Here is a 25,745-nt window from a genome sequence, read left to right on the forward strand (position 1 = left end):
TCGGCCTGTTTCGAGGGGCGCAAAAGCGCCCCGTCTTCAGGCCGCACGGCACCGGGCTGAAACACCGCAAGCCCCACCGCCAGCACCACGAAGGAGCCGACCATGAAGGCGATCTGCATATGATAGGGCCGCATGGCGCGGGGGCTGTTTGGCTCTGGCTGCTCGGGGTCTCTCATGGGCCCTCCGGTCGTATCGTCGGATCGGCTTGCCTGGGATGCCCCGCATCATGTGGGGGCCATGCCGATCCGACACCCAAAGTGTTGGCCGTGAAAGTGCGAACTGTCAACTCTGAGGGGTGTTTTGGGCCGTTTTTGCGCCGATTTGGCGGTGTTGCGGCCCGAAAAGGCCGCCGTTAATCCCAAAAAGCGAAGGGCCACAACCGATACACAACCCATGCACATCCTATGCACATGTCATTTGACACGATGGAAACAGGTTAACGCCGCGACCGACGCCGCCCCTAGCGGGGCATCATCGAAAGGCGGATCATGGCGCGCTCGACACGGGCCATTTGCGGCGCAGTCTGCCCGGCGGAGCGCAGGGCGAGATCGGTATCTAGGAGCAGGTCGAGCGCCCGTTCCAGCCGGTTCACCCCCCAGTTTTGCGCCTGCCGGATCATCCGATCCCGCCGGGGACCGAAGATGGGCGGGCGGGCGCGGGCGATGCCCTGCGCCGCGCCACCGGGATCGGAGGCGGCGGCGTGCAGCGCGCGAAAGTGCATCCCGGCCATGATGCAAAGCGTGGTGGGGTTGATCCCCTGCCCCTCAAGCCGCCGCATCAGCGGGCCGATTTGATCCTGGCGCGACTCGGCGGCGGCGTTGAGCAGATCATCGACCCCTGCCTCAAGGTCTGCCGGGGCGAGCGCGGCGATATCATCAGCCGAGAGCGGCGCGGGATCGCCGATTTTGTAGATTGACAGCTTTTCGATGAACTGGCGCAGATCGCCGGGATCAATATGGGCGGCGAGCGAGACCATCGCCTCCATCGCGGCGCTGTCCACCTGAGAGAGGCCAGCGGCGGTGAGGCGCTCCTTGATTTCACCAGCCGAGGGCGGATCATCGTAGATGGTGGTGAAGCGGGCGCGGGGGTCTTTTTCGAAGAGTTTGCGCAGCTTGGAGCTGGCCTTGAGCGCCCCGGCGGTGGCCACGATCATGCCGTCGCCCTCCTGCCAATCGGTCAGGGTGGTTTGGAACAGCGCGGTCAGCCCATCGGTGGCGCCCTCGATATGCACGGCGCGGGGGCCGGGGAAGAAGGAGGGCGCGCGGACGGCATCGAGCAGGTGCGAGGGATTGGAGCGCAGATCGGAGCCGTTGAGCCGGGTGAGGCGCATCTCTTCCTCGCCTTGCGGGCCGATCAGCGCCTTCACCAGATCCTGCCGTTTGAGCGCGACGCGCATCGGATCGGCCCCCGAAATCAGGATGCCCGGCCCCGGCGTGGGCTTGGCAAAAAACGCGTTGGCGTCACGGGGAGAGAGCTTCATGGCAGGAAGGTTTCGGCAGTCGCCATCAGGTGGGTGACCATCTGGTCGGCGAGGATCACCATCAGCCGTTTGTGGGCATCGCGCTCTGCGGTGCCGGTGGCAACGGTGGTGCCAGTGGCGGAATAGGAGGTGAAATTCTGGGTGGTGCCGGTGGAAAGCACCGCGCCGCTGGCGGTATCGACGACCTTATAGGTGACGGTGCCGGAGAGGGCGTGGCGCTGAGTTTCCTGATCGGCGGTGATCGCCCCGCCGGTGCGGCTGGTGGTGATCTCATAGTCCACCCGCATCGGCGCCGAGGCGGCGCGGCCAAGTCGGGTTTCGACCCGGTTCACAAAGGTGAACTCATTGGTGGTGGTCGGCGCGGCCAGCTCAAGGCGGTTGTGCAGGGTGTCACCCGGCCCGCCCGGCCCATAGAGCGGGGCAAAGCCGCAGGAGGCCAGCAGCAGCGCCGCGCCCAGCAGCGAGAGGGCGTTACGCCACCACATTCACGATCCGTCCCGGCACCACGATCACCTTTTTCGGCGGCTTGCCATCAAGCACACGTTGCACAGCCTTTTCGGCCAGCGCCAGCTTTTCAACCTCTTCTTTCGGCATGTCCGCAGGCACGCTGATTTCTGCGCGGCGTTTGCCGTTGATCTGGATCGGCAGGGTTACCGTGTCTTCGACCAGCAGGGCCGGGTCGGCGACGGGCCAGGGGGCATTGGCGATGAGGCCCTCGCCCGAGAGCGTGGCCCAGATTTCCTCGGCCAGGTGGGGGGTCATCGGAGACATCAGCTTGGCCAGGCCCAGCATGGCCTCGCGGCGGCTGCCATTGGATTTGGCCAGCGTGTTGGTGAAGGCGTAGAGCTTGGCGATGGCGGCGTTGAACTGGAAGCCCTCGATCGCCTCGGTCACATCGGCGATGGTGCGGTGCAGCGCTTTTTGCAGCGCCTCATCGGGGGTGCCTTCGCCTTCGGCGGCGATTTCGGTGGCGAGACGCCAGACCCGGCCAAGGTGCTTGAAGCTGGCTTCGGCGCCAGAGGCTGTCCACTCGACATCGCGCTCGGGAGGGCTATCGGACATGACAAACCAGCGGGCGGTATCGGCACCATAGCTTGCGATGATGTTGAGCGGATCAACGACATTGTTCTTTGATTTCGACATCTTGGCAGAGGGGGTGACCTCTACCTTGGTGCCATCTGCCAGGAAGGCCGCATCATCACGCAGCTCTACCTGCTCGGGGTAGTGATACACCGGGCGGCCCTCGGCGCTGGTGGTTTTGTAGATCGCGTGTGTCACCATGCCTTGGGTGAACAGCGCGTTGAACGGTTCGCTGGCCTTCTCGGGCAGGTGGCCGGTGCGCACCATGGCGCGGGCAAAGAAGCGTGAGTAGAGCAGGTGCAGGATCGCGTGCTCGACGCCGCCGATATATTGATCGACGTTCATCCAATACTCGGCATCCTCGGCCACGGTGGGTGTCGTGGCATGGGGGGCGGTGAAGCGGGCGAAATACCACGAGGAATCGACGAAGGTATCCATGGTATCGGTTTCGCGCTCGGCCGCGCCGCCGCATTTGGGGCAGGTGGTGTTGCGCCATGTTGGGTGGCGGTCCAGCGGGTTGCCGGGGATCGAGAAATCAATCGCCTTGCCGTCCTCATCGTAAGGCAGCTCGATCGGCAGGTTTTCCTTGGCCTCGGGCACCACGCCGCAGGTGGGGCAATGCACCACGGGAATCGGGCAGCCCCAGTAGCGCTGGCGCGACAGGCCCCAATCCCGCAGCCGGAACTTGGTGACGCCACGGCCCCAGCCATCGCGCTCGGCCAGAGCGATGGTGGCATCAATCGCCTCATCGCCGGTGGCCTCGGTGAGGCCGGTGAAGTGGTTGGCAAAGTGCACTTTTTCGCCCTTGGGCGGGGTGTAGGCCTCGTCCTGCACGCGGAAATACTTTTTGCCTTCGTGGGTGCCGATGCCGTTTTCATCAAGCTCAAGGTCGAGCACCTCCAGCGGCGCGCGCTCGGTGCCGAGCGGCGTGAAGGTTTCAACAACCGGGAGATCGTATTTGCGGCAGAAATCAAGGTCACGCTGGTCATGGGCGGGGCAGCCGAAGATTGCGCCGGTGCCATAGTCCATCAGGATGAAGTTGGCGATCCAGACCGGCAGCTCGCAGGAGGGATCAAGCGGGTGCTTGACGCGCAACCCGGTGTCCATCCCCAGTTTCTCGCCGGTTTCAATGGCCTCTTCGGTGGTGCCGCCGCGGCGACATTCAGCGATAAACTCAGCGGCTTCGGGGTTTTCGGCCTCAAGCGCCTTGGCAATCGGGTGGTCGGGCGAGATGCCCACAAAGCTTGCGCCGAGCAGGGTATCGGGGCGGGTTGTATATACATCTATTATGTCGGCGCTGTCGGTGCGCTCGAATCCAAATTGCAGGCCGCGCGATTTGCCGATCCAGTTGGCCTGCATCAGGCGCACCTTTTCGGGCCAGTCTTTCAGCCCGTCGAGCGCCTCAAGCAGCTCATCGGCCATGTCGGAAATCTTGAAGAACCACTGGGTGAGTTCACGCCGCTCAACCTCGGCCCCCGAGCGCCAGCCCTTGCCATCAATCACCTGCTCGTTGGCCAGCACGGTCATATCAACCGGGTCCCAGTTGACGGTGGCGGCCTTGCGATCAATGAAGCCCGCCTCCAGCATATCGAGGAACAGCGCCTGTTGCTGGCCGTAATACTCAGGCTCACACGTGGCGAGCTGGCGCGACCAATCGAGGGAAAAGCCCAGCGGCTTCATCTGGCGGACCATCTCCTTGATGTTGGCCTCGGTCCAGTCCTTTGGGTGGCCGCCCGAGGCCATGGCGGCATTCTCGGCGGGCATCCCGAAGGCATCAAAGCCCATCGGGTGCAGCACGTTGAACCCCTGCGCCCGCTTGTAGCGCGCCACCAGATCGCCCATCGCATAGTTGCGCACATGGCCGATGTGGATGCGCCCCGATGGATAGGGAAACATCTCCAGCACATAATACTTGGGGCGGCTTTCATCGCGGGTGGCGGTGAAGGTGCCGGCCTCGTCCCAGGCTTTTTGCCACTTGGGTTCGATCTCGGCGGGGGTGAATCGGGTCATGTGAGTGCAATCCTGCGGGAGTGTCTGCTGTTCCCGCGTGTTTAGAACGCGGGGGGCGCAGGGTCCAGCGGGTTGGCGGGCCGTTTGGGTGGCGGGCAAGCCCCCCACCGCGCCGATGCCTAGAGCTTGCTGTCTTGAATGCGCAACTGACGGGCGCGGGTGAGGATGGCATCCTCGACAGCGCGCACCGTATCTGCACTGACCGAACCGCCGCGCGATTGCAGCGCAACCTTGAGCGAACGGGCATCCAGCGCCGGATCCTGCACATAAACAGTGGCGCGGTAAGCGCGGCCACCGCCCGGCGGCGTGCCGTAACCCATGACGATCACACCCGTGAACGGATCAACCGACTGGATCGGCATGAAGTTGAGCACTTCAAGCGAGGCTTTCCAGATATACTTGTTCACCGCGACGGTGGTGTTGGGATCGTCGTTATTGTTGAACAGATCCCAGACCGTGGACTGGCGCACCTTACCATCATAGATCTCGCGGCCAGCGGCATCACGCTCGGGTTCCTGGCGGGGGGCATTACGCACACCTCCCGAGGAGCCGCTCATGCTATCGCCCATACGCTGTGTTGCGCCACATCCTGCCAACAACGCTGCCGTTGCTGCAAGAATCCCTGCCCGAAGCCATTTCTGGAAGGTCATTGGAAACTGCCCCTCTCGCCCTTTTTTGCTTGTCTACCGGAGCCTAGCAGCCCTCACAAGGCTTTTTGCCCCCAAGCTTAACAGGGGCGGCGCTGGTTACTGTGGCAGGTTTGCACCATCCGGCAGCGATGCCCCTGCATGTGATTTGGGCATTGTTGCAATCACATGCTGAAAGAGCGAAACACCCTTACACGTTCAATACGGATTCTCCGATTGAGCAAACCTTTTATGACGAGGGAAACACGATGAAAAAGGTTCTTCTCACTTCGACCGCGCTGGTCGCCTTTGCTGGCGCTGCCTCGGCTGAAGTTTCGCTCTCGGGTTCTGCCGAGATGGGTCTTCTTGGCGGTGACGGCATCGAGACGCAGTTCATCCAGTCGGTTGACGTTCGCTTCAGCCTGTCCGGCGAAACCGATGGCGGCCTGACTTTCGGCGCAACCATCGACCTGGACGATGCCGTTGACATGAGCTTGGCCGGCAACGACCCCGTTGACGTTGCAACTTCCACTCAGTGGGCTGACTTCACGGTCTTCATCTCCGGCAACTTCGGCACCGTCACCATGGGTGACACCGACGGCGCTATGGACTGGGCCCTGACCGAAGGTGGCAACGTTGCCAACCCCGGTTCGATCGCTGATAACGAGACCCTGCACTGGGGTTACCTCGGTTCGTACCTCGACGGTTCGTACGACGGCCAGATCCTGCGCTACGACAACACCTTCGGTGATTTCGGCGTGGCTCTCTCGGTTGAGCTGGACGACACTGGCTCTCTGGACGCCGGTTACGCAGTTGGTTTCAAGTACAACGCTAACCTTGCTGGCCTCGACCTTGCCCTTGGCCTTGGTTACCAGGCGATCGACGAAAACACCGGTCGCTCCTGCGTTGGCAACATCTGCACCGGTGAAGACCTCGAGTCCGCTGTCGGCTTCTCGGTAACCACCGCGTTCGACAACGGCCTTTCGGCTGGCCTCGCCTACACGCAGTTCGCTGCTGTGTCCGGCGACGAAGACGTGACCCACGTTGGCGTTGGCTTCGGCTACGCAATGGACGCCTTCGCGGTGCACCTGAACTACGGTCAGTACGACTCCGATGCGTTTGCTGATCCCATCACCGGCTTTGGCCTGACGGCTGCTTACGACCTCGGCGGCGGCGCTGCTGTTAACCTCGGCTACGCTGTATCCGACAACGGCACCACCGACACCGACCACTGGTCGCTCGGCCTGACGATGGCCTTCTAAGGTTATCAACCTTATCTGGGAAGAGCGGGCCTTTTGGTCCGCTCTTTTCGTTTTGGGGGCCCAAAATTGTGAGGCCCGCAATAGAGGCCCGTGCAAACCGCCTGCGCGCCTGCCTTTTGCACTGAGGCGGATTCACTTGTGGGCGCGGGCGTGGTAGCACTGGCGCAATCCCGAATGGCCCGGAGCCCGCCTGCATGACCGAGATAAACGTAAAACTGATCCCCGCCGCCTACCAACGCGCGATGAAGCTGCAAAAGGCAGGCAAGCTGCGCGAGGCGCATGCGATTTACCTTGCCATCGTCAAGGCCCGGCCCCAGACCGCCGAGGCGCATTGGCAGATGGGCCGCATCGCCGTGAAAGTCGGAGACCGCCGCGCCGCCGTGATCGCGCTGGCCAAGGCGCAAAAGTTGAAGCCCAAAGAGCCAACCGTGCTGCGCGATTACGCCTTTGCACTGGCACACGCCGAGGAGGTGGAGGCCGCGATCAAAAGCCTGCGCACGCTGCTCAAGATCGTGCCGGATGACTTTGCCGCCCGCAGCGAACTGGCGATCCAGCTCCAGAGGTTTGGTGAGTTTGAAAAGGCCGAGGCAGAGATGCGCCGTTGCCTCAAGCAGCAGCCAAAGAACGGCGTTCTCTATCGGATGATGGTGACCGGCCGCAAGATCAAGCCGAATGATCCGCTGCTTGCCGAGATGGAGGCGCTGGACGCCAGCAAAAAGCTGGAACCCCGCCACCAGGCCAACCTCGACTTTGCCCTTGGCAAGGCGCTTGAGGATGTGGGGGATTTCCCGCGCGCCTGGAGCTACCTGCGCAGCGGAAACCATGAGATGAACAAAATCGCCCCCTATGATCCCGCCTTTCGCGAGGCCGAGGTGGACGGGTTGCTTGGGGCGATGGAAGGCGTTGACTGGGGTGAGCAGCCGGTGGAGGCGGATGACAGCTTCAGGCCGATCTTCATCACGGGCCTGCCGCGCTCTGGCACCACGCTGGCCGAGCAGATTGTTGGCGCGCACAGCGCGGTAACGCCGCTTGGCGAGGCCACCGAGATTGGCGCCGCGATTGCTGATGTGGGTCGAAGGCACACCAAGGAGGGCTTTGCCCCGATCAGCGCTTTTACCGCCGAAGACCTGATTGCGGTGCGCGACTCCTACCAGCGCCGGTTGCGCCGTCGCTTCTCGTTTGGTGAGGTTATCACCGATAAATCGGTGAGTTCGTGGCATTATATCGGCGTTATCCGCCGCGCTATTCCTAACGCCCGAATCGTGGTGATGGACCGTGACCCGCGCGATAACCTGCTGTCGATGTTCAAGAACGTGTTCCCCGAGGGCACCCACACCTACACCAACCGGATCGAGGATCTGGTGGATTACCTCAAGAGCTACCACCGGGTGCTGGACTTCTGGCGCGCCGAGGCCCCCGATGCCTTTACGATGATGCCTTATGAAGAGCTGGTCGAAGACCCTGAGGTGAAGGCCCGTGAGCTGGTCGCCGCTGCCGGGCTGGAGTGGGAGGACGGTTGCCTTGAATACTGGCAGCAAAAGCGCGCGGTGCGCACGCTGTCGCTCAGCCAGGCGCGCCAGCCGGTGTATAAAACCTCAAAGCGGGCATGGGAGAAATACGGCGATGATATCACCCCGCTGATCGAAGCGCTGGATAAGGAAGGGCTGTTGCCGGATGGGGCTTGAAGAGATCAAGACGCGCATCGCGGCGGCCTGCAAGGAGGCCGGGCGCGATGCGGATACGGTGAGCCTGATCGCGGTGAGCAAGGTGCAGCCCAACGCGCGGGTTGAGGCTGTTCTGGAGCAGGGGCACCGGGTGTTTGGCGAAAACCGGGTGCAGGAAGCGCAGGGCAAGTGGCCCGATTTCCGCGAGCGCTTTGAAGGGGTTGAGCTGCATCTGATCGGTCCGCTGCAAAGCAACAAGGCCCGCGTGGCGATGGAGTTGTTTGACGCGATCCACACGGTTGATCGCCGCAAGATCGCCGCCACCATTGCCCGGCTGGCCGATGAGCTGGGCCGCTGCCCTGACCTTTTTGTGCAGGTGAACACCGGCGAAGAAGATCAAAAGGCCGGTTGCCTGCCCGCTGATGTGGATGGCTTTGTGGCGGAGTGCCGGATGCTGTCTCTGCCGGTGAAGGGCCTCATGTGCATCCCTCCGGTGGATGAGGAGCCAAGCCTGCATTTTGCGCTGCTCGCCAAGATGGCGGCGCGCAACGGGCTGGAGGGCCTTAGCATGGGCATGAGCGCGGATTTCGAGCAGGCGATTGCGCTGGGGGCGACCCATGTGCGCGTGGGTTCCGCCATTTTTGGCGCGCGGGTGGCGGGCTAGGCTTTTATTCTTTGAAAGCAGGGTGTTGGCGCGGGATGAGCAGCCCCGCGCCGGGCGCGGCGCGCGCAGCAATCCAGGCAATATCGGCAGGTGCGAAGGCAAGGCAGCCCTCGGTTGGGTGGCCGGGTTTGCGCCAGCGGTGCAGGAAAATGGCCGAGCCTTTGCCGGGCGTCGCGGGCCAGTTCCAATCCGTTGTCAGGACAATATCATAAAGGTGATCGGCGCGGCGCATCCGCTCGGCGCTGGGGCGGTAGGGCGCTTTTACGAGGCTGTTGTAAGCCGCGTCCTCGGGCGCGTCTGACCAGAGATCACGCGGGCCGATGGGGATGGCCCATGGCGCGGGGGGCGGCACACGGTCAGCCCGGTAGAAACAATCCAGAATGGTGAGTTGAGCGGCAGGCGTGGCCCCATCGCCCTCCCGCTTGGTGCCGGTGATCCCGCCCTTGCCGATTGAAACCGCAAAGCGCCGCCCGCCATAGAGCAGCCCACGCGGGGTGAGGCGCATCACCGCAAATGGCCGGACTTTGCCGCCTTGGTGGCGAGGTAGGCGCGGTTCTGGTCGGTTTCGCCCACATGGAGCGGAACGCGCTCAACCACCTCGATGCCGTGCTCGGCGAGCATGGCGAGTTTGGCGGGATTATTTGTCATCAGGCGGACCTTGCCGATGCCCATTTTGGCCAGCAGCGCCGCGCCAATGCGAAAATCGCGTTCGTCATCCTCAAAGCCAAGGCGGTGGTTGGCTTCGACGGTATCAAACCCTTGATCTTGCAGGGAATAGGCGCGCATTTTATTGGCAAGCCCAATCCCCCGTCCCTCTTGGTTGAGGTACAGCAAAATGCCGCCACCCGCCGCCTTCATCGCCGCCAGCGCGGCGTGAAGCTGTGGGCCACAATCGCATTTGAGCGAGCCGAGCACATCGCCGGTGAAGCAGGCAGAATGCAGGCGCGTCAGCACCGCCGCGTCCCGGTCCGGGCGGCCAACTTCGGCAACATAGTGCTCCTCGCCGCCGTCATCGGGGCGAAACACATGCAAGCGGCCCGCGCCCGCAAGGTGCATGGGCAAGCGGGCCGAAATCGCCTCACCATAGCTGGGCGGGGCGGTCAACTCTGGGGCGGTGGGCGCTTTGATGCGGGTGAGGCCAGCGGGCGCTTCGCCTGTGAGCGGCGCAACCACCACGGCGGGCAGCAGGCGGGCTTCCTTGGCGAGCCAGATGCCCGCGCGCGCCAGCCCCGGCGCGCCCTCTGGCCCACGCAGGGAAGAAAACGGGCCTTTCATTGGCGCGTTCAAATCCCGCGCGGGATCGGCCATGGCCCCTACCCAATCGGCCCCGCCGGTGAGGGCAATGCGGGCAATGTCGCCATCATAGCAGCGGGCCTTCAGGGTTTCGGCGCGGCGCGCGGTGATCGCCAGATAGGCCCCCGGCATGGCGGCCAGCCGCGCGGCACTCACAAGCTCGGCCGAAATAACCAGCGCCGCGCCTTCCGGCCCGTCAAGCACCACCGGCAGCCCAAGGCGCAGATCAGCGCGGGCGCGCGCGCGAAGTTCAAGGGGGGTGGGTACAAGGCTCATCCGGGTATCTCTCAGGCAAAACTCCGGGAAGGTGTAGAGCGTTTTTGTAGGAAAATGAAACATTTCCGCCCTAGGGCACACGCTTGCGTGAATTTGTTGACGCATATCTTGCCGAAGCCGTGTGCCGCTCACACATCCGAGAGCAGCAACCAAAGGAGGCTAAACATGGCCAACCTGAAAAAGATTCTTCTCGTCGATGATGACGATGACCTGCGCGAGGCGCTGAGCGAGCAGCTCGTGATGACCGAAGATTTTGACGTGTTCGAAGCCGGAGACGGCGCGGGCGCGATGGAAAAAGCCAAGAGCGCGATCTACGATCTGGTGATTCTTGACGTGGCCCTGCCGGACACGGACGGGCGCGAGCTGTGCAAACTAATGCGCAAGCAGGGGGTGAAATGCCCGATCCTGATGCTCACCGGCCAGACCAGCGATGCCGACACCATCCTTGGCCTTGATTCGGGCGCGAATGATTATGTGACCAAGCCGTTCAAGTTTCCGGTGCTGCTGGCCCGCATCCGCGCCCAGCTTCGCCAACATGAGCAAAGCGAAGACGCGGTGTTCCAGCTTGGGCCCTATACCTTCAAGCCGTCGATGAAGATGCTGGTGGATGACGCCGAAAAGAAGATTCGTCTGACCGAGAAAGAGACCAACATTCTCAAGTTTCTCTACCGGGCGAGCGAGGGCGTTGTGCCGCGCGATATCCTGCTGCACGAGGTTTGGGGCTATAATGCGGGTGTGACGACGCACACGCTGGAGACCCACATTTACCGCCTGCGCCAGAAGATCGAGCCGGACCCTTCAAACGCGCGGCTGCTGGTGACGGAGAGCGGCGGCTATCGCCTTGTGGCGTGATCGAACGGTGTGCCGTTGAGCGCCTGAGGGCGATGTGAGATGAGCGGCAAAGGCCCGGAGCGCGCGCGTTTCGGGCCTTTGGCATAGCAAAGGGGCGGCAGATGCGCTGGAAGATACTCGCCGGGCTTTCGGTGCTGGTGGTGGTTGGCGCGGGGGCGTGGCTATGGCTTGCGCCCACCGATAGCGGCACACGCCCCCTGCCCCGCCCGGCGTTCTTCCCCGGCAAGGTGCCGGATACGCCGCCTGCGATGGCCCCGCACACAGAGCAGGCCGATGCGATTTTCGTCGACAAATCAGAGCGGCGGCTTGAATTGCGCCAAAGCGGCGGGGTGATTGCCAGCTACAGGGTGGCGCTGGGGGATGCGCCGGAGGGCCACAAGCAGCAGGAGGGGGATGAGCGCACCCCCGTGGGCACCTACGCGATTGATTGGCGCAACGATCAATCCATCGCCTACCTCAGCCTGCACATCTCTTACCCTGATGCAGGGGACAGGGCGCAGGCCGCAGCCCGTGGCGTTTCTCCGGGGGGGAACATCATGATCCATGGCATTGCCAATGGCTGGGGCTGGCTTGGCAGCCGCCACCTGCTGAACGACTGGACCGATGGCTGCATCGCCGTCACCAACGAGGAAATGCGCGAGATCTGGGCGCGGGTGCCAAATGGCACGCCGATTACCATTGTCGAGTAGGGCCTTAAGCGTCACGCCTTTAACCTGAGACATCAGATAAAGGCGAGGCGCGCGCAACAGTCCTGCCTCGCACTGCGCTCTGCCAAAAGCTGTGAGTCAGGTTTTTGGCGGAATGCTTTAGTTGCCCGCTGCGATGAACCCAAAGGACGGGTCGGCGCAGGCATCGGCCACGGTGGGCTCGCGTTCAGACATGAACCTAAGATACTGGACCAGCGGATAAAAATGGCCATTGTAGGACGCGATCGCGGCCTCATAAGCCTTGCGTGTGCCAAAAACCTTCTTGCCGAAGCCTGGCCAGTTATCTTCGATGATCTGCTGCTCTGAGGGCAACGGCGCATCCTTGTAACGGCCGTAAGCACCGATCGTGAACATGGACAACAGATTCGCCTCCAGTGCCGCTTCACGGTCTGCCATGCTAGGGGTGCCACCCGCTAAGCGAAGCATCTCCTTGAAGAGATGCCCCTGCACAACCATGCCTTTCAGAACATGCTGATACCGCGCTTCGCCAGAGGATGGGTTCGGGTTGGCGATGAGCGCAGCCAGCGCCTTTACCTCACAGCCCGCCATCTCGGCAATTGAGAATTCGGCGTGGGAGGTCCAAGAGGACAACTGCTCCCAAGCGCCCTCGGGGACGGCCAGAAATTCCAAAGCCGGGCCTGCGCCCGTGGCGGTAAAACCCGCTTCGGACTCGCGGATCGCGGCCCCTTCAAGGAAGGTGAGCACGGGGGCTACATAGATCGTTTGCGCCGCCAAGCCGTAGCGTTCCTCGGCCTTGTCTTCGAGCAGGGTGGCATCGCCATAGGTGATGTTACTCAGGGCGAGCCTGCCGTTGCTCACATCGGCCTTGGCGTCCAACAGCACCGCATCGTAAATGCAATCGCCGGTTTTTTTGCACTCCTTCCAATTGAGGGCGCGCGTGGTGAAATAATGCAACTCGGCGCGGTCGCCCTCAACGTGCAGGCGGATGTAATAGGGCAGGATCGCGCTGGTCCACAGGTGGGTGGAAAGCAGGTAATCCCCCTGCGGCAAAGGCGCGGCGCGGGCCGGGAGGGTAAGGAACAAAAGGGCGGCGGCGGCAACAAACTTTTTCATGCCCCACTATCGCGAGCGGGCCAAGCGCGTGCAAGGGCTGGCATCCCGGCGCGGCGCGGATTATGCCCACGGGCAACCACGAGGGAGAGCGGCATGGCATTCACACTGGCAACATGGAACATTAATTCGGTTCGGCTGCGCGCCGGGCTAGTGGCCCGGCTGATGCGCGAAGAGGCCCCGGATGTGCTCTGCCTGCAAGAGTGCAAAAGCCCGGTCGAGAAGTTCCCGGCCGAGGTGTTTCAGGCACTTGGCTACCACCACATGGTGGCACGCGGGCAGAAGGGCTATAACGGCGTGGCGATCTTTTCGAAGATGCCGATCGAAGAGGTGGGGGCCGCCGATTATGCCTCCCTCGGCCACGCCCGCCATATCGCCGGCAAGCTCGAAAACGGCGTAACCATCCACAATTTTTACGTGCCCGCCGGGGGCGACAAGCCCGACCGGGAGGTGAACGAAAAGTTTGGCCAGAAGCTGGATTACCTCACCGAAATGCGCGATGCCTTCCGCGCTGATACCCCCGAAAAGGCGATCCTCGTCGGCGACCTCAACATCGCGCCCCGCGAGGACGATGTGTGGGATCACAAGAAGCTGCTGAAGATCGTGTCACACACCCCTGTCGAAGTGGAGCATCTGGCCGCAACCCAGGAAGCGGGCAAATGGGTGGATATCACCCGCCAGGATATCCCCGAAGGGCTGCTTTACAGCTGGTGGAGCTACCGCGCGCGCGATTGGGACGCCGCCGACAAGGGCCGTCGGTTGGACCACATCTGGGCCACGCCCGATATTTCAAACGCCGCTCACAACAGCCGCATTCTGCGCGATGTGCGCGGCTGGGAGCAACCCTCCGACCATGCCCCGGTGTTCGCCACCTTCGATCTGTGAGCCAATAGCGCACCTGCGGCGCATTCTTTTGTTTATTTTGCCTCCGGCGGGGATATTTGGAGAGCATTGAGAGACGCGGTAGTCTGCCTCTCAATGCTCCCGTAAATATCCCCGCCGGAGGCTCAAATCTCTTTTGGCGGGCCTTGTAAGCTGCGCTGAACCGCGCATAGACAGGGCAACCCCAAGCCTCAGGAGCGCCTCTTATGATTGACACAACCGCCCATAACCGCCTGCCCGATGATCGTCTTATTGTGGCGATGGATGTGCCCAATGCGCTGGCCGGGCTTGAACTGGCGGAGCAGCTTGGGGATGCGGTGAGCTTTTACAAGATCGGTTTAGGGATGTTGACCGGGGGCGGGTTGGCGCTGGCCAATGAGCTGAAAAGCGAGCATGGCAAGCGTATTTTCCTTGATATGAAGCTGTTTGACATTGGCGCGACGGTTGAGTCCGCGGTGCGTGGGCTGGCGCAGTTTGATCTGGATTTCCTCACCGTGCATGGCGATCCGCATGTGGTGCGGGCGGCGCAGGAGGGTTGTGGCGGCAGCGGGATGAAAATTCTCGCCGTCACCATCCTCACCTCGCTCGATCGCGCCGATCTGGACGCCGGGCTGATGAAGGCGGGGGATGTGGCCGATCTGGTGGTGGAGCGCGCCGGGCGAGCCTTTGACGCAGGTGCAGACGGGGTGATCGCCTCACCGCAGGAAGCCGCCGCGATCCGCGCCCTGGCGGAAGCTGAGGGCAAGCTGATCGTCACCCCCGGTGTGCGCCCCGCAGGCTCGGCGGCGGATGACCAGAAGCGCATTGCCACGCCGGAATTCGCCATAAGCCAGGGGGCCGATCATATCGTGGTAGGCCGCCCGGTGTGGCAGGTCGAAAGCCCGGCAGATGCCGCCCGCGCGATTGTGGCGGAGCTGCCCTGAGCCGGGGCCTTCAGAGGCCGAAATACTCGAAGCTGCCGGGCACCGGGGCGCCGGTAGCGGGATCAACGCTATAGCCCAGGTTCCAGCTCTGGCCCTTGTCCTCCTCTACGTTGGCGAGGCTGTAGGTGAGGGTGCAGAGGTTATCGCCCCGAAACCCGCAACTGCCCCCGAGCGATTTGTCAGCCGATGGGGTGGACTGGAAAGCGGTGAGGTCGGGAAAGAAATCCGCCACCTTCCAGCCGCCGGGTGGGGCCCACTCTTCGGGGTAGCACCGGTCATTAATCATGGGCTCGGCGGCGGAGAGCAGCGCCGGGCGCAGCGCCTCCTCGGGGAAGCTGCCCAGGCGGCCCTCCCCGCCCGGCAGCGCAAACCACGCCGCCGCGCCGCCCACGACGATTCCCAGGATGAGCCCGATCACGAAGCGCATGGTCAATCCACCTGCCAGAACCAGATGTCCTTGGCCTTGTTCCGGTCGCTCACGCTGCCCGAGAGCGCCTCTTGCAGGTTACGCGACCAGCTGAACCAGTTGCCGGTGGTGCGGGTTTTGTTCCACAGGTCGATATGGTCGCCCGAACGGTTCTGGAAGGTTTCGCCGTCGCGCTGCCAGTAGTCCTTGAAGAAGATGAAGCCGGTGCGCCCGTCCAGATCGTCCTGGTAGGTGGCCGGATCGATCTTTTCGCGCATCCCCATGCCGGGGATCGGTTGCCCGGCAAGCCAGTTGCCCATCTCTTCGGCGCGGATCGCGTGCTTGCCGTTGTAGTCGTCGTCATCGCCCCAGCAGCGGGTGCCGCGAAACGACGACATCGACACGCCATTGGCCATCAGCGCCTCGGAAAAACGAATGGCGCATTGGTCAGAAACGGGCCCGCGCACGGCGTGCCGCCGGGGTAGTTGTCCCAGGGGGTCTTGAAGGTGACACCGCCAGTGCCGACTTTACCTGCCATTGCAGAAACTCCTTGTGATCAATCCAGTAAAAGGGCGCGAAATGGCGCCGCAACGTCGGGGCGACAAATGCTGCCCCGAATCTACTATAGCGATATGCGCACCGAATGGAAAAGCGGTGTTTCAGCCGCCAGCGTATACGTCGCCCGAGCCGGCATTGGCGCTGCCGCCGCAGCCGATGGCATCGCCGACCCGGCCCATGGGCTTGCCGTTTACATAGACCGTTCCGGAGCCGCCCGAGAGCGAGCGGCCATGCGGGCCGACCGGGCAGCATGGGCAGGCGTGGGGGGCGTAGGCATCGCCCTGTCGCACAACTGGGATGCCATTGGCATTCACATCGGGAGAGGCGCTGACAGCCGGGGTTGGCGGGAAGTGGCAGCCATGGCCGCTACCGATATCGCCGAGACGGGTGACTTTGGGCATCGCTCATCCACCTTTGTGTGATCTAGCAAGCCTAACGCCGGGCGGGCAGGCCGCCAAGCTCAATTCAGCTGGAAGTGCAGCGGATAGACGCCGTCTTCGAACGGGCCGAACAGATCGGGGAGGTCGGGGTGCTCGACCGGCTCGCCGGAGTAATCGGCGATCAGGTTCTGCTCGGAAACATAAGCCACATAATAGCTTTGATCGTTCTCGGCGAGCAGATGGTAGAAGGGTTGGTCCTTTTCGGGGCGGCTCTCTTCGGGAATCGCCTCATACCACTCGTCAGAGTTTGAAAACATGGCATCGACATCGAAAATCACCCCGCGAAACGGGTGCTTACGGTGTTTAACCACTTGTCCGAGGTGGTATTTTGCCAGTGTGTTCATCATTCCATTGCGCTCCCCACGGCCCGATGATTATTGCAGGTAGGGGCTGATGTCCATGAATCCACCCGCAAAAATAGGGAAACAGTGTGTGAACCTTGTACTGACAGTGGCGCAAATTGTCGCGCCGGTTTTCATATTGGCCGTAATTGGGGTTGGCTGGGTGAAACTGGGCCATGAATACCCGTTGCGCTTTATCACCAAGCTCACGATGACACTGGGAATTCCCTGCCTGATCTTCACCTCGTTGATGAAAACCGAGATTGATCCGGCGTCGCTGACCACCGTTTCACTCGCCGCTATCGTATCCTACGGGGCTGTCACTTTGCTGGTCTACGCCAAGGCCGTGGCACTGGGGCTCGACAAGCGCACCTACCTTGCGCCGCTCATCTTTGGCAATACCGGCAACCTTGGGATGCCGCTGGCGCTGTTTGCGTTTGGCGATGAGGGGCTGGGCTATGCCGTGGTGATCTTTGCGATCATGGCGATCTGGAGCTTTACCTTTGGGATCTGGCTGGTGTCGGGCGGGGGCAATCCGCTGAAATCTCTCAAGGAGCCTGTGGTGATTGGCACCGCTCTTGGTGCGCTTTTCCTGTGGCAGGGCTGGCAAACCCCGGTTTGGCTGACCAACACGCTCACCATGCTGGGGCAAGTCGCCATTCCGCTGATGCTGATCACCCTTGGCGTGGCGGTGGCGCGGCTGACATCCGGAGACTTTGGGCGCGCGATATGGCTCTCAATCGCCAAGGCGGCGCTTTGTGCGGCGGTTGCGGTGGGCGTGGGCTATGGCTTTGGCCTGACGGGCATTCCTTTTGCGGTGCTGGTGCTGCAAATGATCACCCCCATCGCGGTGACAAACTACCTGTTGGCCGAGCGCTTTGGCGCAGATTCGCAGGCGGTTGCGGGGCTGGTTGTGGCCTCTACCCTGCTTTCGGTGCTGTTCCTGCCCCTCGCGCTGGCCTTCCTTGTTTGAAACCAAACTCTGGGAAATGTGATCGCGGCCCGTGCTTTGCCCGTTTGCCCTGCCGGTGAATTGCCTTATGATTGCCGGCAAGAAAAACGCATCAAGCGATAAAAAGAGCGAGCGAGCAATGAGCAGGAAAATCGGCATCGTGCTGGTTCTGGGCCTTCTTGCGGCCTGTGGCGGCGGCAGTGATAAAAAATCCCCGAGAAATCTGGAAGATGCCTGTCTTTTGTTGCAGGAGCGGCCCACCTATTACCGCGCCTTCAAGAAGACAGAGAAAAACTGGGGCGTGCCGGTGCATGTGCAGATGGCCACGATCCACCAGGAGAGCAAGTTTGACCCGGACGCCCGAACCCCCTTCAAATGGGCGGTGGGCGTGATCCCGATGGGGCGGCAAAGCTCGGCCTATGGCTACAGCCAGGCGCTGGATGCCACTTGGGAAGAATACAAAAAGGAAACCGGCAACCGGCGGGCCAAGCGCGACGATATCAAGGACGCGACGGACTTCATGGGCTGGTACATGAACAAGACCCGCGAGCGGAACGGCGTATCGCTGACCGACGCGCGCAGCCAGTATCTGGCCTATCACGAGGGCCATACCGGCTTTCGCAACGCCAGCTACAACAGCAAGCCATGGCTGGTTCGGGTAGCCGGTGAGGTGGGCCTGCGCTCGGAAATCTATCGCGTGCAGCTGGCATCCTGCAGGAAGAACTAGCGCCGCTGTCCCGCCGCCCGCAAGGTGCGGCGGGTGACAACGGGTCTTTGCAGCGATCACCGCTGAGGGTATGACATCGGCGTGATGTTTGCCACGTTGTCTCGCCTTTTGCTGATTTGCACCCTGCTTCTGGGGCTGGTCTTTCCCAAGGCCACCGCCGTGCTGGCCGGTTTGGGGCTGGCGGGCGGCGAGACTATTGTGATCTGCACCGGCGACGGGTTGATCACCCTTCGGATTGCCCCGGACGGCACCCCCATGGAGGTGCCGGATGCCACCGCAGAGGCCGAGCAGCCCTGCACCATGAGCCATGCGGCGCTGCCGGATGTGTCTGCCCGCTCGGGCGAGGCCCGCATCCTGCGCCCGCTCCCCCATTTGCTGCCCGCAGAGCCTTTGGCGCTGCACCCGCTGCAAGCGCACCATGAGGGTGCGCCACGCGGCCCCCCTCCTGCCTTCGGCTGATCAAACCCCACGACAAACCGATCAATCGAAATTCATGCACCGGACAGGCCCCTGCGCCGCCGGGCAACAGGAGTGCACTATGCAAGACACCCTCAAACGGCAGGAAGCCCCTGCCCGCTATCGCGCCGTGTGGCGATGGCACTTTTACGCCGGGCTCTATGTGATCCCGTTTTTCATCATGCTGGCTCTCAGCGGGATGGCGATGCTGTGGCTCGCCTTTGTTGACGGGCGCGATGGCGAGCACACCGCGGTGGTGGCGCAAGAGGCCCCGCTGGCGGCGGTTTCGGCGCAGGCAGAGGCCGCGCTGAGCGCCTTCCCCGATGGCACGCTGGCGCAATACATCGCCCCCCGGCGCGACGATCTGGCCGCGATCTTCCGGGTGGATACGGCGGAAGGCCCGATGATGGCCGTCATCAACCCCTATACCGCCGAACTGCTGGAGAGCTTTCCGCGCCGCAGCGGCTGGTATGACACGATGGATAACCTCCACGGCACGCTGCTGCTTGGGGTAACGGGGGATCGGATGATCGAGATCGCCGCCTCGCTGGGCATCGTGCTGCTGGTCACGGGGCTTTACCTGTGGTGGCCGCGCAATGGCCAGGGGCTGCGCGCCCTTGTGCCAAGCTGGGGCCGGGGTGGCCGCAGCGGATGGAAGTCCCTGCATGGCTCGGTGGCGACCTGGATTTCGGTGGTGCTGCTGTTTTTCCTCATCTCCGGGCTGTCCTGGTCCGGGGTTTGGGGCGAGAAGATGGTGCAGGCGTGGTCAAGCTTTCCGGAAGGCAAGTACAGCGGCGTGCCGATCAGCGATGTGACCCACGCCGAGGCGCTGAACGGCGGCACCAAAGAGGTGCCATGGGCGCTGGAGCAAACGCTGATGCCTGCCTCTGATCCACACGCGAACCATGGCGCGAACGCCGCAGCAGCCGCGGGCGGCGAGGCCGAGGCTGGCACTGGCGCCGGGCCGCTGCCGGATATCGACCGGGTCAATGCCTTTGCGCGCAGCACCGGGTTTGACGGGCGCTACCAGCTGAACCTGCCAAAGGGGGACACCGGGGTTTGGACGCTGAGCCGCGATTCCATGAGCACCGATAGTGTAAACCCCACAAGTGACCGGATCCTCCACCTTGATCGCTACTCAGGCGAGGTGCTGGCCGATGTTCGCTACGCCGATTACTCGCTGATGGGCAAGGCAATGGCGGTGGGGATTGCGCTGCACATGGGCACTTTGGGCCTGTGGAGCGTGCTGGCAAACACCCTGTTCTGCCTTGCGGTGCTGTTCGTTTGCGTCTCGGGCGTGGTGATGTGGTGGAAGCGGCGGCCTGCCGGCCTGCGCGGATTGGCGGCCCCGCCACCGCCGCCCGCCCTGCCCCATTGGCCCGGCGCTGTGGCGATTGCCCTTGTGCTTGGCCTCGCCTTCCCGATGGCCGGGATCACCCTTGCTGCGGTGCTGTTGGTTGATGCCGGGCTGCGGCCCATGCTGCGCCCGGTCTTTGCCCGCCAGGGTTAAACCAAAAGAGGCCGGCCCTTTGGTTGGGGCCGGCCTTTATTACCTTGCTCGTGACGCTTTAGTTTCCGCGCTTGGCCGCCTCTTGCGGGATGCTGAAAAGCGACGCGCCCAAGGAGCCGCCCTTTTTCAACTCTCCCAGCACCACGGTGGTTTGGGTGCCGCTGTCATCGGTGATGACCCATTGGCGCAACTCGACCGGCGAAGAGGTAAACACCAGCTCGATATGGCCATACTCCGGGTGCTCAGGGTCCTGTGCGCGGATGGTTGTGGTTTTACCGTCAGACTTGTGGCCGGTGATCATCCCGGAGCGGTTGAAATCCACCGTCTTGGCAAGGATGATCGACAGCGGCGTGCGCTTGAGCGGGTATTGCTCGGGGCCGGTGTTGGACTTGCCATCAAAGATCGCCACCTGCCCGCCGCCAGCCATCACAAGGCTTTGGTCGGGCGGGTTATACTCAAACCGGATGCGCCCGGGGCGATGGATGAAGATCGTGCCGGTAGAGATGGTGCCATCACTGTTGATCTGGGTGAACTCGCCGGTCGCCGTTTTGAAGTTGTTGAGATACGCCGACAGCGCGTTGAGCGAGACCTTTTCCGCCGCAGCGGGAAGGGCCAGCGCCAGCATCAAAAGCGGCGCCACGAGAAGGGTGCGGATCGATTTCATGCGTCCTACCTATGTTGTTTCTTCTGGGTTTTCACCCGGTTGGCGATAACTTAGGCCCATTCTCGCTGATATACGATAACATCCGAGTGTGAAGGGATAACAGCCTGTGTTTATTGCTCATTTACCGGCGGGATACCTTTTGGCGCGCGGTTTGCAAAAGGTCAGGCGCGCGCCTTTGGCGGCCTTTGGCGTGGGGCTTGCGGCCTCGGTGTTGCCGGATGTTGATATGGTGTGGTTCTATCTTGTCGACCGCCGCCAGCACCCGCACCATGATTACCTGTTTCACGCGCCCCTCTTTTGGGCGGCGATATGCGCTGTCTGGTGGGTTGGCGGGCGGTGGCTGGGATATGCACGCGCCGGGCTTTACGCAGGCTTCGCCTTTGCCGGGCTATGGCTGCACATGACGCTGGATTCCTTTGCCGCCGAGATCCGCTGGCTCTGGCCCTTCAGCGATACCCGTTTCGAGATCACCCGCGTGCCCAACCAAGGCTATGACTGGTGGGTCTGGAACTTTGTGCTGCACTGGACCTTCGCCGTGGAGCTGGCGATTTGCGCCGCCGCGCTGGCGCTACTCATCCGGGAGCTTCGCCGGGGAGGTTGAGGGTTAGGTGGGTTGGCACCCACCCTACGGGCAATCTGTAGGGTGGGCGCTATAACCCATCCCTCGGTTTACTGCGGCTCAGGGGCCAAAATCTCGCGCTTGCCAACGTGGTTGGCCGCCGTGACAAGCCCGTTGTCTTCCATCTGCTCCACAAGGCGGGCGGCCTTGTTGTAGCCGATGGCGAGCTTGCGTTGGATGTAGCTGGTGGAGCATTTGCGATCCTGGATCACGATCTGCACCGCCTGATCGTAAAGCGCATCTTCACCGTCGGTGTTGCCACCAAGGCCAAGCACCAGATCAATGTCGTTTTCCTTGTCATCCTCCGGGCCATCAACCACGCCGCTCACATATTCCGGCACGCCGAAGCTCTTGAGGTGGTTCACAACCTCCTCAACCTCTTCGTCCGAAACGAACGGCCCGTGAACCCGCTGGATGCGCCCGCCGCCGGCCATGTAAAGCATGTCTCCCATGCCCAAAAGCTGCTCGGCGCCCATTTCGCCAAGGATGGTGCGGCTGTCGATCTTGCTCGTTACCTGGAAGTTGGCCTTGATGGTGCCGGTGATCACATCCACCGAGGGGCGCTGCGTGGCCATGATGAGGTGAATGCCCGAGGCCCGCGCCATTTGCGCAAGGCGTTGGATACAAGCCTCGATCTCCTTGCCCGCGACCATCATCAGATCAGCCATCTCATCGACGATCACCACGATGAAGGGCAGGGTTTCGGGCTTGAACTCCTCGGTCTCGAACACGGGTTCGCCGGTATCATCGTCAAAGCCGGTCTGGATGGTGCGCGAAAACAGCTCGCCCTTGGACAGGGTTTCGCGGACGCGGGCGTTATAGCCCTCGATGTTGCGCACGCCCATCTTCGACATCTTGCGATAGCGGTCTTCCATCTCGCCGACGACCCACTTGAGCGCGACAACCGCCTTTTTCGGGTCGGTCACCACCGGGCTGAGCAGGTGGGGAATGCCATCATAGACGCTCAGTTCGAGCATCTTGGGGTCAATCATCACCAGCCGCAGCTCATCGGGGGAGAGCTTGTAGAGCAGGCTCAGGATCATGGTGTTGATCGCCACCGATTTGCCTGAGCCAGTGGTCCCGGCGATCAGCAGGTGGGGCATTTTGGCGAGGTTGGCCACAACCGGCTCACCGCCAATGTCCTTGCCCAGCGCCAGCGGCAGGCGGTGATTGCCATCGCCATAATCACGGCCCGACAGGATTTCGCGGAAGTTCACCATTTCACGCTGGTCATTGGGCAGTTCGATGCCAATCACCGAGCGGCCCGGCACGGTGGAAACCCGCGCCGCAAGGGCCGACATGGAGCGCGCGATATCATCGGCCAGCCCGATCACGCGGCTGGCCTTGAGGCCCGGCGCAGGCTCCAGCTCATACATGGTAACAACGGGGCCGGGACGTACCGAAACGATCTCGCCGCGCACACCGTAATCATCCAGCACCGACTCGAGCATCCGGGCATTTTCTTCCAGCGCTTCATCCGAAAGCGAGGCGCGGTCGATCTTTTTTGCGGTGCCAAGCAACGACAGGGGAGGCAGCTCAAACCCGGTGCTGGAGGACTGCTCCTCGAAGGCCAGCGCAGGCTGCGCCTCGGCCTGAGCGCGGCGGGAGGGTTGCACTGTTTTGCGCGGCGGATGCTGCACCACGGCGCGCGGCTCTGGCACCGGCGGGGCGGCATAGCTGGCGGCGGCAGGCTGGGGCGGCGACGCGGCCTCCTCCGGCGCAGGCGCATAGGCCAGAGGCTCGGCCATGAGGGGCGGCACCGGCGGCAAAGTTGCCATGGGCGGTGTGGCAGCAGCCTCGCCCTCAACCGCGTCATCCATCATCGCCATCGGCGCGGGGGGCACGGCGCCACGGGTGTTCACCACCAGAGGCTGGGGCGCACGGGCCCGTAGCGGCGGCTCGGCGGGCAGCCCGTTGGTGAGCGCCGGGCGCACGGCCTGGCCACCGCGGGCACGCTGGCGGATCGCATCGGAAATCCGCGCCTTGATGCGCTCATCGGTGGGGGCCTCGGCCTCGCCGGCATTGGCCTCAAGCACGGGATCATGGGTCACAAGCTCTGGCTCGGCGCGCTTCACGAAGCCGGTGACCTGGGCCAGAAGGCCCTTCTTTTCAGGCACATGGGCGGCAGGTGCGGCAAGCGGCTCGATCACCGGATCATCCTCGCGCACCACCAGCGGGCGCGGGGTAAAATCAGGGCGGGTGGAATGCTGCGGCGCGGGCGCAGAGGCCTCGGCCAGCAGCGCGGCATCGCGGCGGGCGGCGCGGCGTTCGCGCAGGGATTGCGCAAGGCCAAGCGAGCCTTCCGCCCCCTTGCCAAGCAGCTTGGCCACACCGGCATAGGCCACGATCATGCCAACCATCAGGAAACGGCCAAAGCGCTGCATCTCGGGCCGGGTGCACCCCACGGCAAAGAGCACCAGCGCCAGCGCGCCAAGGCCCATCGGGATTGCCAGCACGCGCACGCCCGCGCCTGCGCCAAACGGCAGGATCGTGAGCAAAGCGCCCAGAACGGTATCACCAAACAGCCCGCCCAGCCCAAAGGAGTGGGTCCAGCCGGTGCCGGGAGACAGCATGGCGCCATAGATCGCCGCCGCAGCAATGGCGATGGGCGCAAAGATCAGCCGCCCCAGCGCCCGCTCGCTGCCAAGGTGGCGGGTAAAGCGCAGGCCCCAGGCGGCAAGGATCACAGGGATGGTCCAGGACGCATAGCCAACGATGATGAACAGCGGCCCGGCAACCGAAGCCCCGAAACGGCCCAGCAGGTTTTGCGCCGGGTCGTCGGTGGCCGAAAGCCACGACGGATCATCGGGGACGTAAGAGCCGAGAATCAAAGCGATAAGAAGGGCCGCGCCCAGCATCCCGAGCCCGGCAAGCTCGCGCCCGCGCCGCTCGATGGCTGCCTGCATATTGCTGTCGAAAAGCGGATCGCGCTGTTTTGCCTGATATGCCATTTTTTGTCCCTCGTCCCTGTCCCTCAAGTGGCGAGGCAGTCACGCAGCCGCGTGAGCCCGTCCTGCAACTCGTCCATGTCTTTTGTTACCATCGCCACGCGGATGTAGCCCGCGCCGGGGTTTTCCCCGTTTACCGCGCGGCCCAGATAGGCCCCCGGCAGCACCTTCACCCCGGTCTCACGCCAGGCTTTCAGGGCGGCTTGCTCGCTGTCAGCCACCCGCAACCACAGGAAAAACCCGCCCTGTGGCCCACGGTAGCCCGGCCAGCCGGAGAAGATCTCATCGGCCAGCGCATACTTTTGCCGATAAAGCGCGCGGCTTTCCTCAACATGCGCCTCATCACACCAGGCCAGCTCTGCCACGCGCTGAAGCGGCAGCGGCAGCGGTGCCCCGGCATAGGCGCGCAATTGCTTGATGTGTTTGATGTTTTCCGGCCCCGACGCCACGAAGCCAGAGCGCAATCCGGGCAGGTTTGACCGTTTGGACAGCGAGTGGAACGATACCACGCTCTCAGGGTCGGCGCCCAAGGTGGCGGCCATTTCAAGCGCACCGGGCGGCGGCGTATCGCGGTAGATTTCCGAGTAGCACTCATCGGCGAAGATCGTGAAGCCGAAGCTTTGCGCAATGGCGATCAACTCTTGCCAGTAAGGCGTGTCGGCTACCGCGCCCTGCGGGTTGGAGGGCGAGCAGATATAGGCAATCGCCGCGCGGTTCAGCACATCCTCGGGCAGGCTGGCGAAATCCGGCAGAAAGCCGGTGTCTTCGGTCGCGGGCACCATCACCGGCTCGGCCCCGGCAGCCGCGGCGGCCACCGCATAAACCTGATAGAACGGATTGGGGATCAGCACCGTTGGCGTATCGCCATTGCGGGCCTGTTCGGGGCATAGCGCAAGGCAGGCATTGAACAGCCCCTCACGGGTGCCGTTGAGCGCCATCACCTGCGTTTCAGGGTCAAGCGACACGCCATAGCGGCGCTTGAGCCAGCCGGTGATCGCCTTCAGCAATTCAGGCGTGCCGGGGTTGGGCGGATAGGTGGCAAAGCCCTGCATGTGCTCGGTGATGATCGGCGCAACAAAGCCCGGAAGCCCATGGCCCGGCTGGCCGATGGTCATATCACAGACCTTGCCGCCCGGCGGGGTGCCGGCCAGAAGCGTGCGCAGACGCGGAAACGCATAGTCAGGGAGGTTCGAAAACCGCTCCGGATAGGTCATTGGTTTTATTTACTTGTTCTGCCTCGGGTGCCGGGTCTATGCCCCGCTTTGCCCCAGATTAGGCCGCGCAGGCGGGGTTCGTCCAGCCGCGAGTGGGTGTTTTCTCACCGGGAGGGGGTG

26 protein-coding genes are annotated in these 25,745 nt (G+C 63.0%); 12 read left to right on the plus strand and 14 right to left on the minus strand.

Features of this window, described 5'->3' with window-relative positions; all coding sequences use genetic code 11:
* Positions 1-460 precede the first annotated feature (460 nt).
* The 4 genes from holA to P1U55_RS00155 all read right to left on the minus strand — a co-directional run bounded on the left by holA (position 461) and on the right by P1U55_RS00155 (position 5,139).
* Positions 461-1,480: a DNA polymerase III subunit delta gene (gene holA, locus P1U55_RS00140; RefSeq protein ID WP_301045418.1), complete on the minus strand. Its 1,020-nt coding sequence runs from the start codon at positions 1,478-1,480 to the stop codon at positions 461-463.
* Positions 1,477-1,965, minus strand: a complete 489-nt coding sequence (gene lptE / locus P1U55_RS00145; RefSeq protein ID WP_301045419.1) for an LPS assembly lipoprotein LptE — start codon at positions 1,963-1,965, stop codon at positions 1,477-1,479. Before lptE ends, holA begins: the two co-directional genes overlap by 4 nt.
* The gene (leuS, locus tag P1U55_RS00150; RefSeq protein WP_301045420.1) at positions 1,952-4,570 is read right to left on the minus strand and encodes a leucine--tRNA ligase; all 2,619 of its coding nucleotides are present in this window, start codon (positions 4,568-4,570) and stop codon (positions 1,952-1,954) included. The genes lptE and leuS overlap by 14 nt, the downstream gene beginning before the upstream one ends.
* Positions 4,571-4,689: 119 nt before the next feature.
* A complete protein-coding gene (locus tag P1U55_RS00155) occupies positions 4,690-5,139 on the minus strand; it encodes a DUF3576 domain-containing protein (protein WP_301045421.1) in 450 nt (149 codons plus the stop codon).
* A 182-nt stretch (positions 5,140-5,321) separates the two neighbouring features.
* Between P1U55_RS00155 and P1U55_RS00160 the strand changes: the two genes are divergently transcribed.
* The 3 genes from P1U55_RS00160 to P1U55_RS00170 all read left to right on the plus strand — a co-directional run bounded on the left by P1U55_RS00160 (position 5,322) and on the right by P1U55_RS00170 (position 8,786).
* Positions 5,322-6,458 (plus strand): porin, encoded by a 1,137-nt coding sequence (locus P1U55_RS00160; RefSeq protein ID WP_301045422.1) that lies wholly within the window; start codon positions 5,322-5,324, stop codon positions 6,456-6,458.
* A gap of 194 nt (positions 6,459-6,652) precedes the next feature.
* The gene (locus P1U55_RS00165) at positions 6,653-8,143 is read left to right on the plus strand and encodes a tetratricopeptide repeat-containing sulfotransferase family protein (protein WP_301045423.1); all 1,491 of its coding nucleotides are present in this window, start codon (positions 6,653-6,655) and stop codon (positions 8,141-8,143) included.
* On the plus strand, positions 8,133-8,786 hold the full coding sequence (locus P1U55_RS00170; RefSeq protein ID WP_301045424.1) for a YggS family pyridoxal phosphate-dependent enzyme: 654 nt from the start codon (positions 8,133-8,135) through the stop codon (positions 8,784-8,786). Before P1U55_RS00165 ends, P1U55_RS00170 begins: the two co-directional genes overlap by 11 nt.
* Before the next feature lie 4 nt (positions 8,787-8,790).
* On the opposite strand, the gene P1U55_RS00175 is transcribed toward P1U55_RS00170, so the two are convergent.
* Both P1U55_RS00175 and ribA read right to left on the minus strand, forming a co-directional pair.
* Complete coding sequence (locus P1U55_RS00175; protein WP_301045425.1) at positions 8,791-9,291, minus strand: L,D-transpeptidase family protein; 501 nt, start codon at positions 9,289-9,291, stop codon at positions 8,791-8,793.
* Positions 9,291-10,355: a GTP cyclohydrolase II gene (gene ribA / locus P1U55_RS00180; RefSeq protein ID WP_301045543.1), complete on the minus strand. Its 1,065-nt coding sequence runs from the start codon at positions 10,353-10,355 to the stop codon at positions 9,291-9,293. The genes P1U55_RS00175 and ribA overlap by 1 nt, the downstream gene beginning before the upstream one ends.
* A gap of 165 nt (positions 10,356-10,520) precedes the next feature.
* Here ribA and P1U55_RS00185 point away from each other — a divergent pair, with 165 nt between their 5' ends.
* Positions 10,521-11,207: a response regulator transcription factor gene (locus P1U55_RS00185; protein WP_301045426.1), complete on the plus strand. Its 687-nt coding sequence runs from the start codon at positions 10,521-10,523 to the stop codon at positions 11,205-11,207.
* A 101-nt stretch (positions 11,208-11,308) separates the two neighbouring features.
* The gene (locus P1U55_RS00190; RefSeq protein WP_301045427.1) at positions 11,309-11,896 is read left to right on the plus strand and encodes a L,D-transpeptidase family protein; all 588 of its coding nucleotides are present in this window, start codon (positions 11,309-11,311) and stop codon (positions 11,894-11,896) included.
* Positions 11,897-12,013: 117 nt separating this feature from the next.
* On the opposite strand, the gene P1U55_RS00195 is transcribed toward P1U55_RS00190, so the two are convergent.
* The gene (locus tag P1U55_RS00195; protein WP_301045428.1) at positions 12,014-12,988 is read right to left on the minus strand and encodes a hypothetical protein; all 975 of its coding nucleotides are present in this window, start codon (positions 12,986-12,988) and stop codon (positions 12,014-12,016) included.
* Positions 12,989-13,081: 93 nt separating this feature from the next.
* Between P1U55_RS00195 and P1U55_RS00200 the strand changes: the two genes are divergently transcribed.
* Both P1U55_RS00200 and pyrF read left to right on the plus strand, forming a co-directional pair.
* Positions 13,082-13,870 (plus strand): exodeoxyribonuclease III, encoded by a 789-nt coding sequence (locus P1U55_RS00200; RefSeq protein ID WP_301045429.1) that lies wholly within the window; start codon positions 13,082-13,084, stop codon positions 13,868-13,870.
* A gap of 230 nt (positions 13,871-14,100) precedes the next feature.
* Positions 14,101-14,790 carry an orotidine-5'-phosphate decarboxylase gene (pyrF, locus tag P1U55_RS00205; protein WP_301045544.1) on the plus strand — a complete coding sequence of 230 codons (690 nt, stop codon included), beginning with the start codon at positions 14,101-14,103 and terminating at the stop codon, positions 14,788-14,790.
* A gap of 10 nt (positions 14,791-14,800) precedes the next feature.
* Here pyrF and P1U55_RS00210 read toward each other — a convergent pair whose 3' ends face one another.
* The 4 genes from P1U55_RS00210 to hspQ all read right to left on the minus strand — a co-directional run bounded on the left by P1U55_RS00210 (position 14,801) and on the right by hspQ (position 16,541).
* Positions 14,801-15,217 (minus strand): hypothetical protein, encoded by a 417-nt coding sequence (locus P1U55_RS00210; RefSeq protein WP_301045430.1) that lies wholly within the window; start codon positions 15,215-15,217, stop codon positions 14,801-14,803.
* Positions 15,218-15,219: 2 nt separating this feature from the next.
* Complete coding sequence (locus P1U55_RS00215) at positions 15,220-15,663, minus strand: type VI secretion system amidase effector protein Tae4 (protein ID WP_301045431.1); 444 nt, start codon at positions 15,661-15,663, stop codon at positions 15,220-15,222.
* Between the two features lie 192 nt (positions 15,664-15,855).
* Positions 15,856-16,155 carry a PAAR domain-containing protein gene (locus P1U55_RS00220; protein ID WP_301045432.1) on the minus strand — a complete coding sequence of 100 codons (300 nt, stop codon included), beginning with the start codon at positions 16,153-16,155 and terminating at the stop codon, positions 15,856-15,858.
* 59 nt (positions 16,156-16,214) lie between these two features.
* A complete protein-coding gene (hspQ, locus tag P1U55_RS00225) occupies positions 16,215-16,541 on the minus strand; it encodes a heat shock protein HspQ (protein ID WP_301045433.1) in 327 nt (108 codons plus the stop codon).
* A gap of 85 nt (positions 16,542-16,626) precedes the next feature.
* Between hspQ and P1U55_RS00230 the strand changes: the two genes are divergently transcribed.
* The 4 genes from P1U55_RS00230 (at position 16,627) to P1U55_RS00245 (ending at position 20,180) form a co-directional block, all read left to right on the plus strand.
* Positions 16,627-17,508: an AEC family transporter gene (locus P1U55_RS00230; RefSeq protein ID WP_301045434.1), complete on the plus strand. Its 882-nt coding sequence runs from the start codon at positions 16,627-16,629 to the stop codon at positions 17,506-17,508.
* A gap of 118 nt (positions 17,509-17,626) precedes the next feature.
* The gene (locus P1U55_RS00235) at positions 17,627-18,214 is read left to right on the plus strand and encodes a transglycosylase SLT domain-containing protein (RefSeq protein ID WP_301045435.1); all 588 of its coding nucleotides are present in this window, start codon (positions 17,627-17,629) and stop codon (positions 18,212-18,214) included.
* 84 nt (positions 18,215-18,298) lie between these two features.
* A complete protein-coding gene (locus P1U55_RS00240) occupies positions 18,299-18,673 on the plus strand; it encodes a hypothetical protein (RefSeq protein ID WP_301045436.1) in 375 nt (124 codons plus the stop codon).
* A 79-nt stretch (positions 18,674-18,752) separates the two neighbouring features.
* The gene (locus P1U55_RS00245; RefSeq protein ID WP_301045437.1) at positions 18,753-20,180 is read left to right on the plus strand and encodes a PepSY domain-containing protein; all 1,428 of its coding nucleotides are present in this window, start codon (positions 18,753-18,755) and stop codon (positions 20,178-20,180) included.
* Positions 20,181-20,238: 58 nt separating this feature from the next.
* On the opposite strand, the gene P1U55_RS00250 is transcribed toward P1U55_RS00245, so the two are convergent.
* Positions 20,239-20,844 carry an outer membrane lipoprotein carrier protein LolA gene (locus tag P1U55_RS00250; RefSeq protein ID WP_301045439.1) on the minus strand — a complete coding sequence of 202 codons (606 nt, stop codon included), beginning with the start codon at positions 20,842-20,844 and terminating at the stop codon, positions 20,239-20,241.
* Between the two features lie 106 nt (positions 20,845-20,950).
* On the opposite strand from P1U55_RS00250, the gene P1U55_RS00255 reads away from it, so the two are divergent.
* Entirely contained in the window at positions 20,951-21,445 is a 495-nt protein-coding gene (locus tag P1U55_RS00255; protein ID WP_301045440.1) for a metal-dependent hydrolase, read from the plus strand.
* A gap of 68 nt (positions 21,446-21,513) precedes the next feature.
* Here P1U55_RS00255 and P1U55_RS00260 read toward each other — a convergent pair whose 3' ends face one another.
* On the minus strand, positions 21,514-24,414 hold the full coding sequence (locus P1U55_RS00260; RefSeq protein ID WP_301045441.1) for a DNA translocase FtsK: 2,901 nt from the start codon (positions 24,412-24,414) through the stop codon (positions 21,514-21,516).
* A 23-nt stretch (positions 24,415-24,437) separates the two neighbouring features.
* Positions 24,438-25,625 carry an aminotransferase class I/II-fold pyridoxal phosphate-dependent enzyme gene (locus tag P1U55_RS00265; protein ID WP_301045442.1) on the minus strand — a complete coding sequence of 396 codons (1,188 nt, stop codon included), beginning with the start codon at positions 25,623-25,625 and terminating at the stop codon, positions 24,438-24,440.
* Positions 25,626-25,745: the final 120 nt, after the last annotated feature.

This window comes from Vannielia sp., from assembly GCF_029212645.1.
GTDB lineage: Bacteria > Pseudomonadota > Alphaproteobacteria > Rhodobacterales > Rhodobacteraceae > Vannielia.

Excerpts from the sequence above, each read along its gene's own strand:
- P1U55_RS00170 (WP_301045424.1), top strand. The coding sequence starts at position 8,133 with ATGGGGCTTGAAGAGATCAAGACGCGCATCGCGGCGGCCTGCAAGGAG.
- P1U55_RS00185 (WP_301045426.1), top strand. The coding sequence starts at position 10,521 with ATGGCCAACCTGAAAAAGATTCTTCTCGTCGATGATGACGATGACCTG.
- P1U55_RS00220 (WP_301045432.1), bottom strand. The coding sequence starts at position 16,155 with ATGCCCAAAGTCACCCGTCTCGGCGATATCGGTAGCGGCCATGGCTGC.
- P1U55_RS00210 (WP_301045430.1), bottom strand. The coding sequence starts at position 15,217 with ATGCGCTTCGTGATCGGGCTCATCCTGGGAATCGTCGTGGGCGGCGCG.
- P1U55_RS00260 (WP_301045441.1), bottom strand. The coding sequence starts at position 24,414 with ATGGCATATCAGGCAAAACAGCGCGATCCGCTTTTCGACAGCAATATG.
- P1U55_RS00265 (WP_301045442.1), bottom strand. The coding sequence starts at position 25,625 with ATGACCTATCCGGAGCGGTTTTCGAACCTCCCTGACTATGCGTTTCCG.
- lptE (WP_301045419.1), bottom strand. The coding sequence starts at position 1,965 with ATGTGGTGGCGTAACGCCCTCTCGCTGCTGGGCGCGGCGCTGCTGCTG.
- ribA (WP_301045543.1), bottom strand. The coding sequence starts at position 10,355 with ATGAGCCTTGTACCCACCCCCCTTGAACTTCGCGCGCGCGCCCGCGCT.
- leuS (WP_301045420.1), bottom strand. The coding sequence starts at position 4,570 with ATGACCCGATTCACCCCCGCCGAGATCGAACCCAAGTGGCAAAAAGCC.
- P1U55_RS00245 (WP_301045437.1), top strand. The coding sequence starts at position 18,753 with ATGCAAGACACCCTCAAACGGCAGGAAGCCCCTGCCCGCTATCGCGCC.
- P1U55_RS00250 (WP_301045439.1), bottom strand. The coding sequence starts at position 20,844 with ATGAAATCGATCCGCACCCTTCTCGTGGCGCCGCTTTTGATGCTGGCG.
- P1U55_RS00195 (WP_301045428.1), bottom strand. The coding sequence starts at position 12,988 with ATGAAAAAGTTTGTTGCCGCCGCCGCCCTTTTGTTCCTTACCCTCCCG.
- P1U55_RS00165 (WP_301045423.1), top strand. The coding sequence starts at position 6,653 with ATGACCGAGATAAACGTAAAACTGATCCCCGCCGCCTACCAACGCGCG.
- P1U55_RS00235 (WP_301045435.1), top strand. The coding sequence starts at position 17,627 with ATGAGCAGGAAAATCGGCATCGTGCTGGTTCTGGGCCTTCTTGCGGCC.
- P1U55_RS00200 (WP_301045429.1), top strand. The coding sequence starts at position 13,082 with ATGGCATTCACACTGGCAACATGGAACATTAATTCGGTTCGGCTGCGC.
- P1U55_RS00190 (WP_301045427.1), top strand. The coding sequence starts at position 11,309 with ATGCGCTGGAAGATACTCGCCGGGCTTTCGGTGCTGGTGGTGGTTGGC.
- P1U55_RS00240 (WP_301045436.1), top strand. The coding sequence starts at position 18,299 with ATGTTTGCCACGTTGTCTCGCCTTTTGCTGATTTGCACCCTGCTTCTG.
- P1U55_RS00155 (WP_301045421.1), bottom strand. The coding sequence starts at position 5,139 with ATGGGCGATAGCATGAGCGGCTCCTCGGGAGGTGTGCGTAATGCCCCC.
- P1U55_RS00175 (WP_301045425.1), bottom strand. The coding sequence starts at position 9,291 with ATGCGCCTCACCCCGCGTGGGCTGCTCTATGGCGGGCGGCGCTTTGCG.
- hspQ (WP_301045433.1), bottom strand. The coding sequence starts at position 16,541 with ATGATGAACACACTGGCAAAATACCACCTCGGACAAGTGGTTAAACAC.
- holA (WP_301045418.1), bottom strand. The coding sequence starts at position 1,480 with ATGAAGCTCTCTCCCCGTGACGCCAACGCGTTTTTTGCCAAGCCCACG.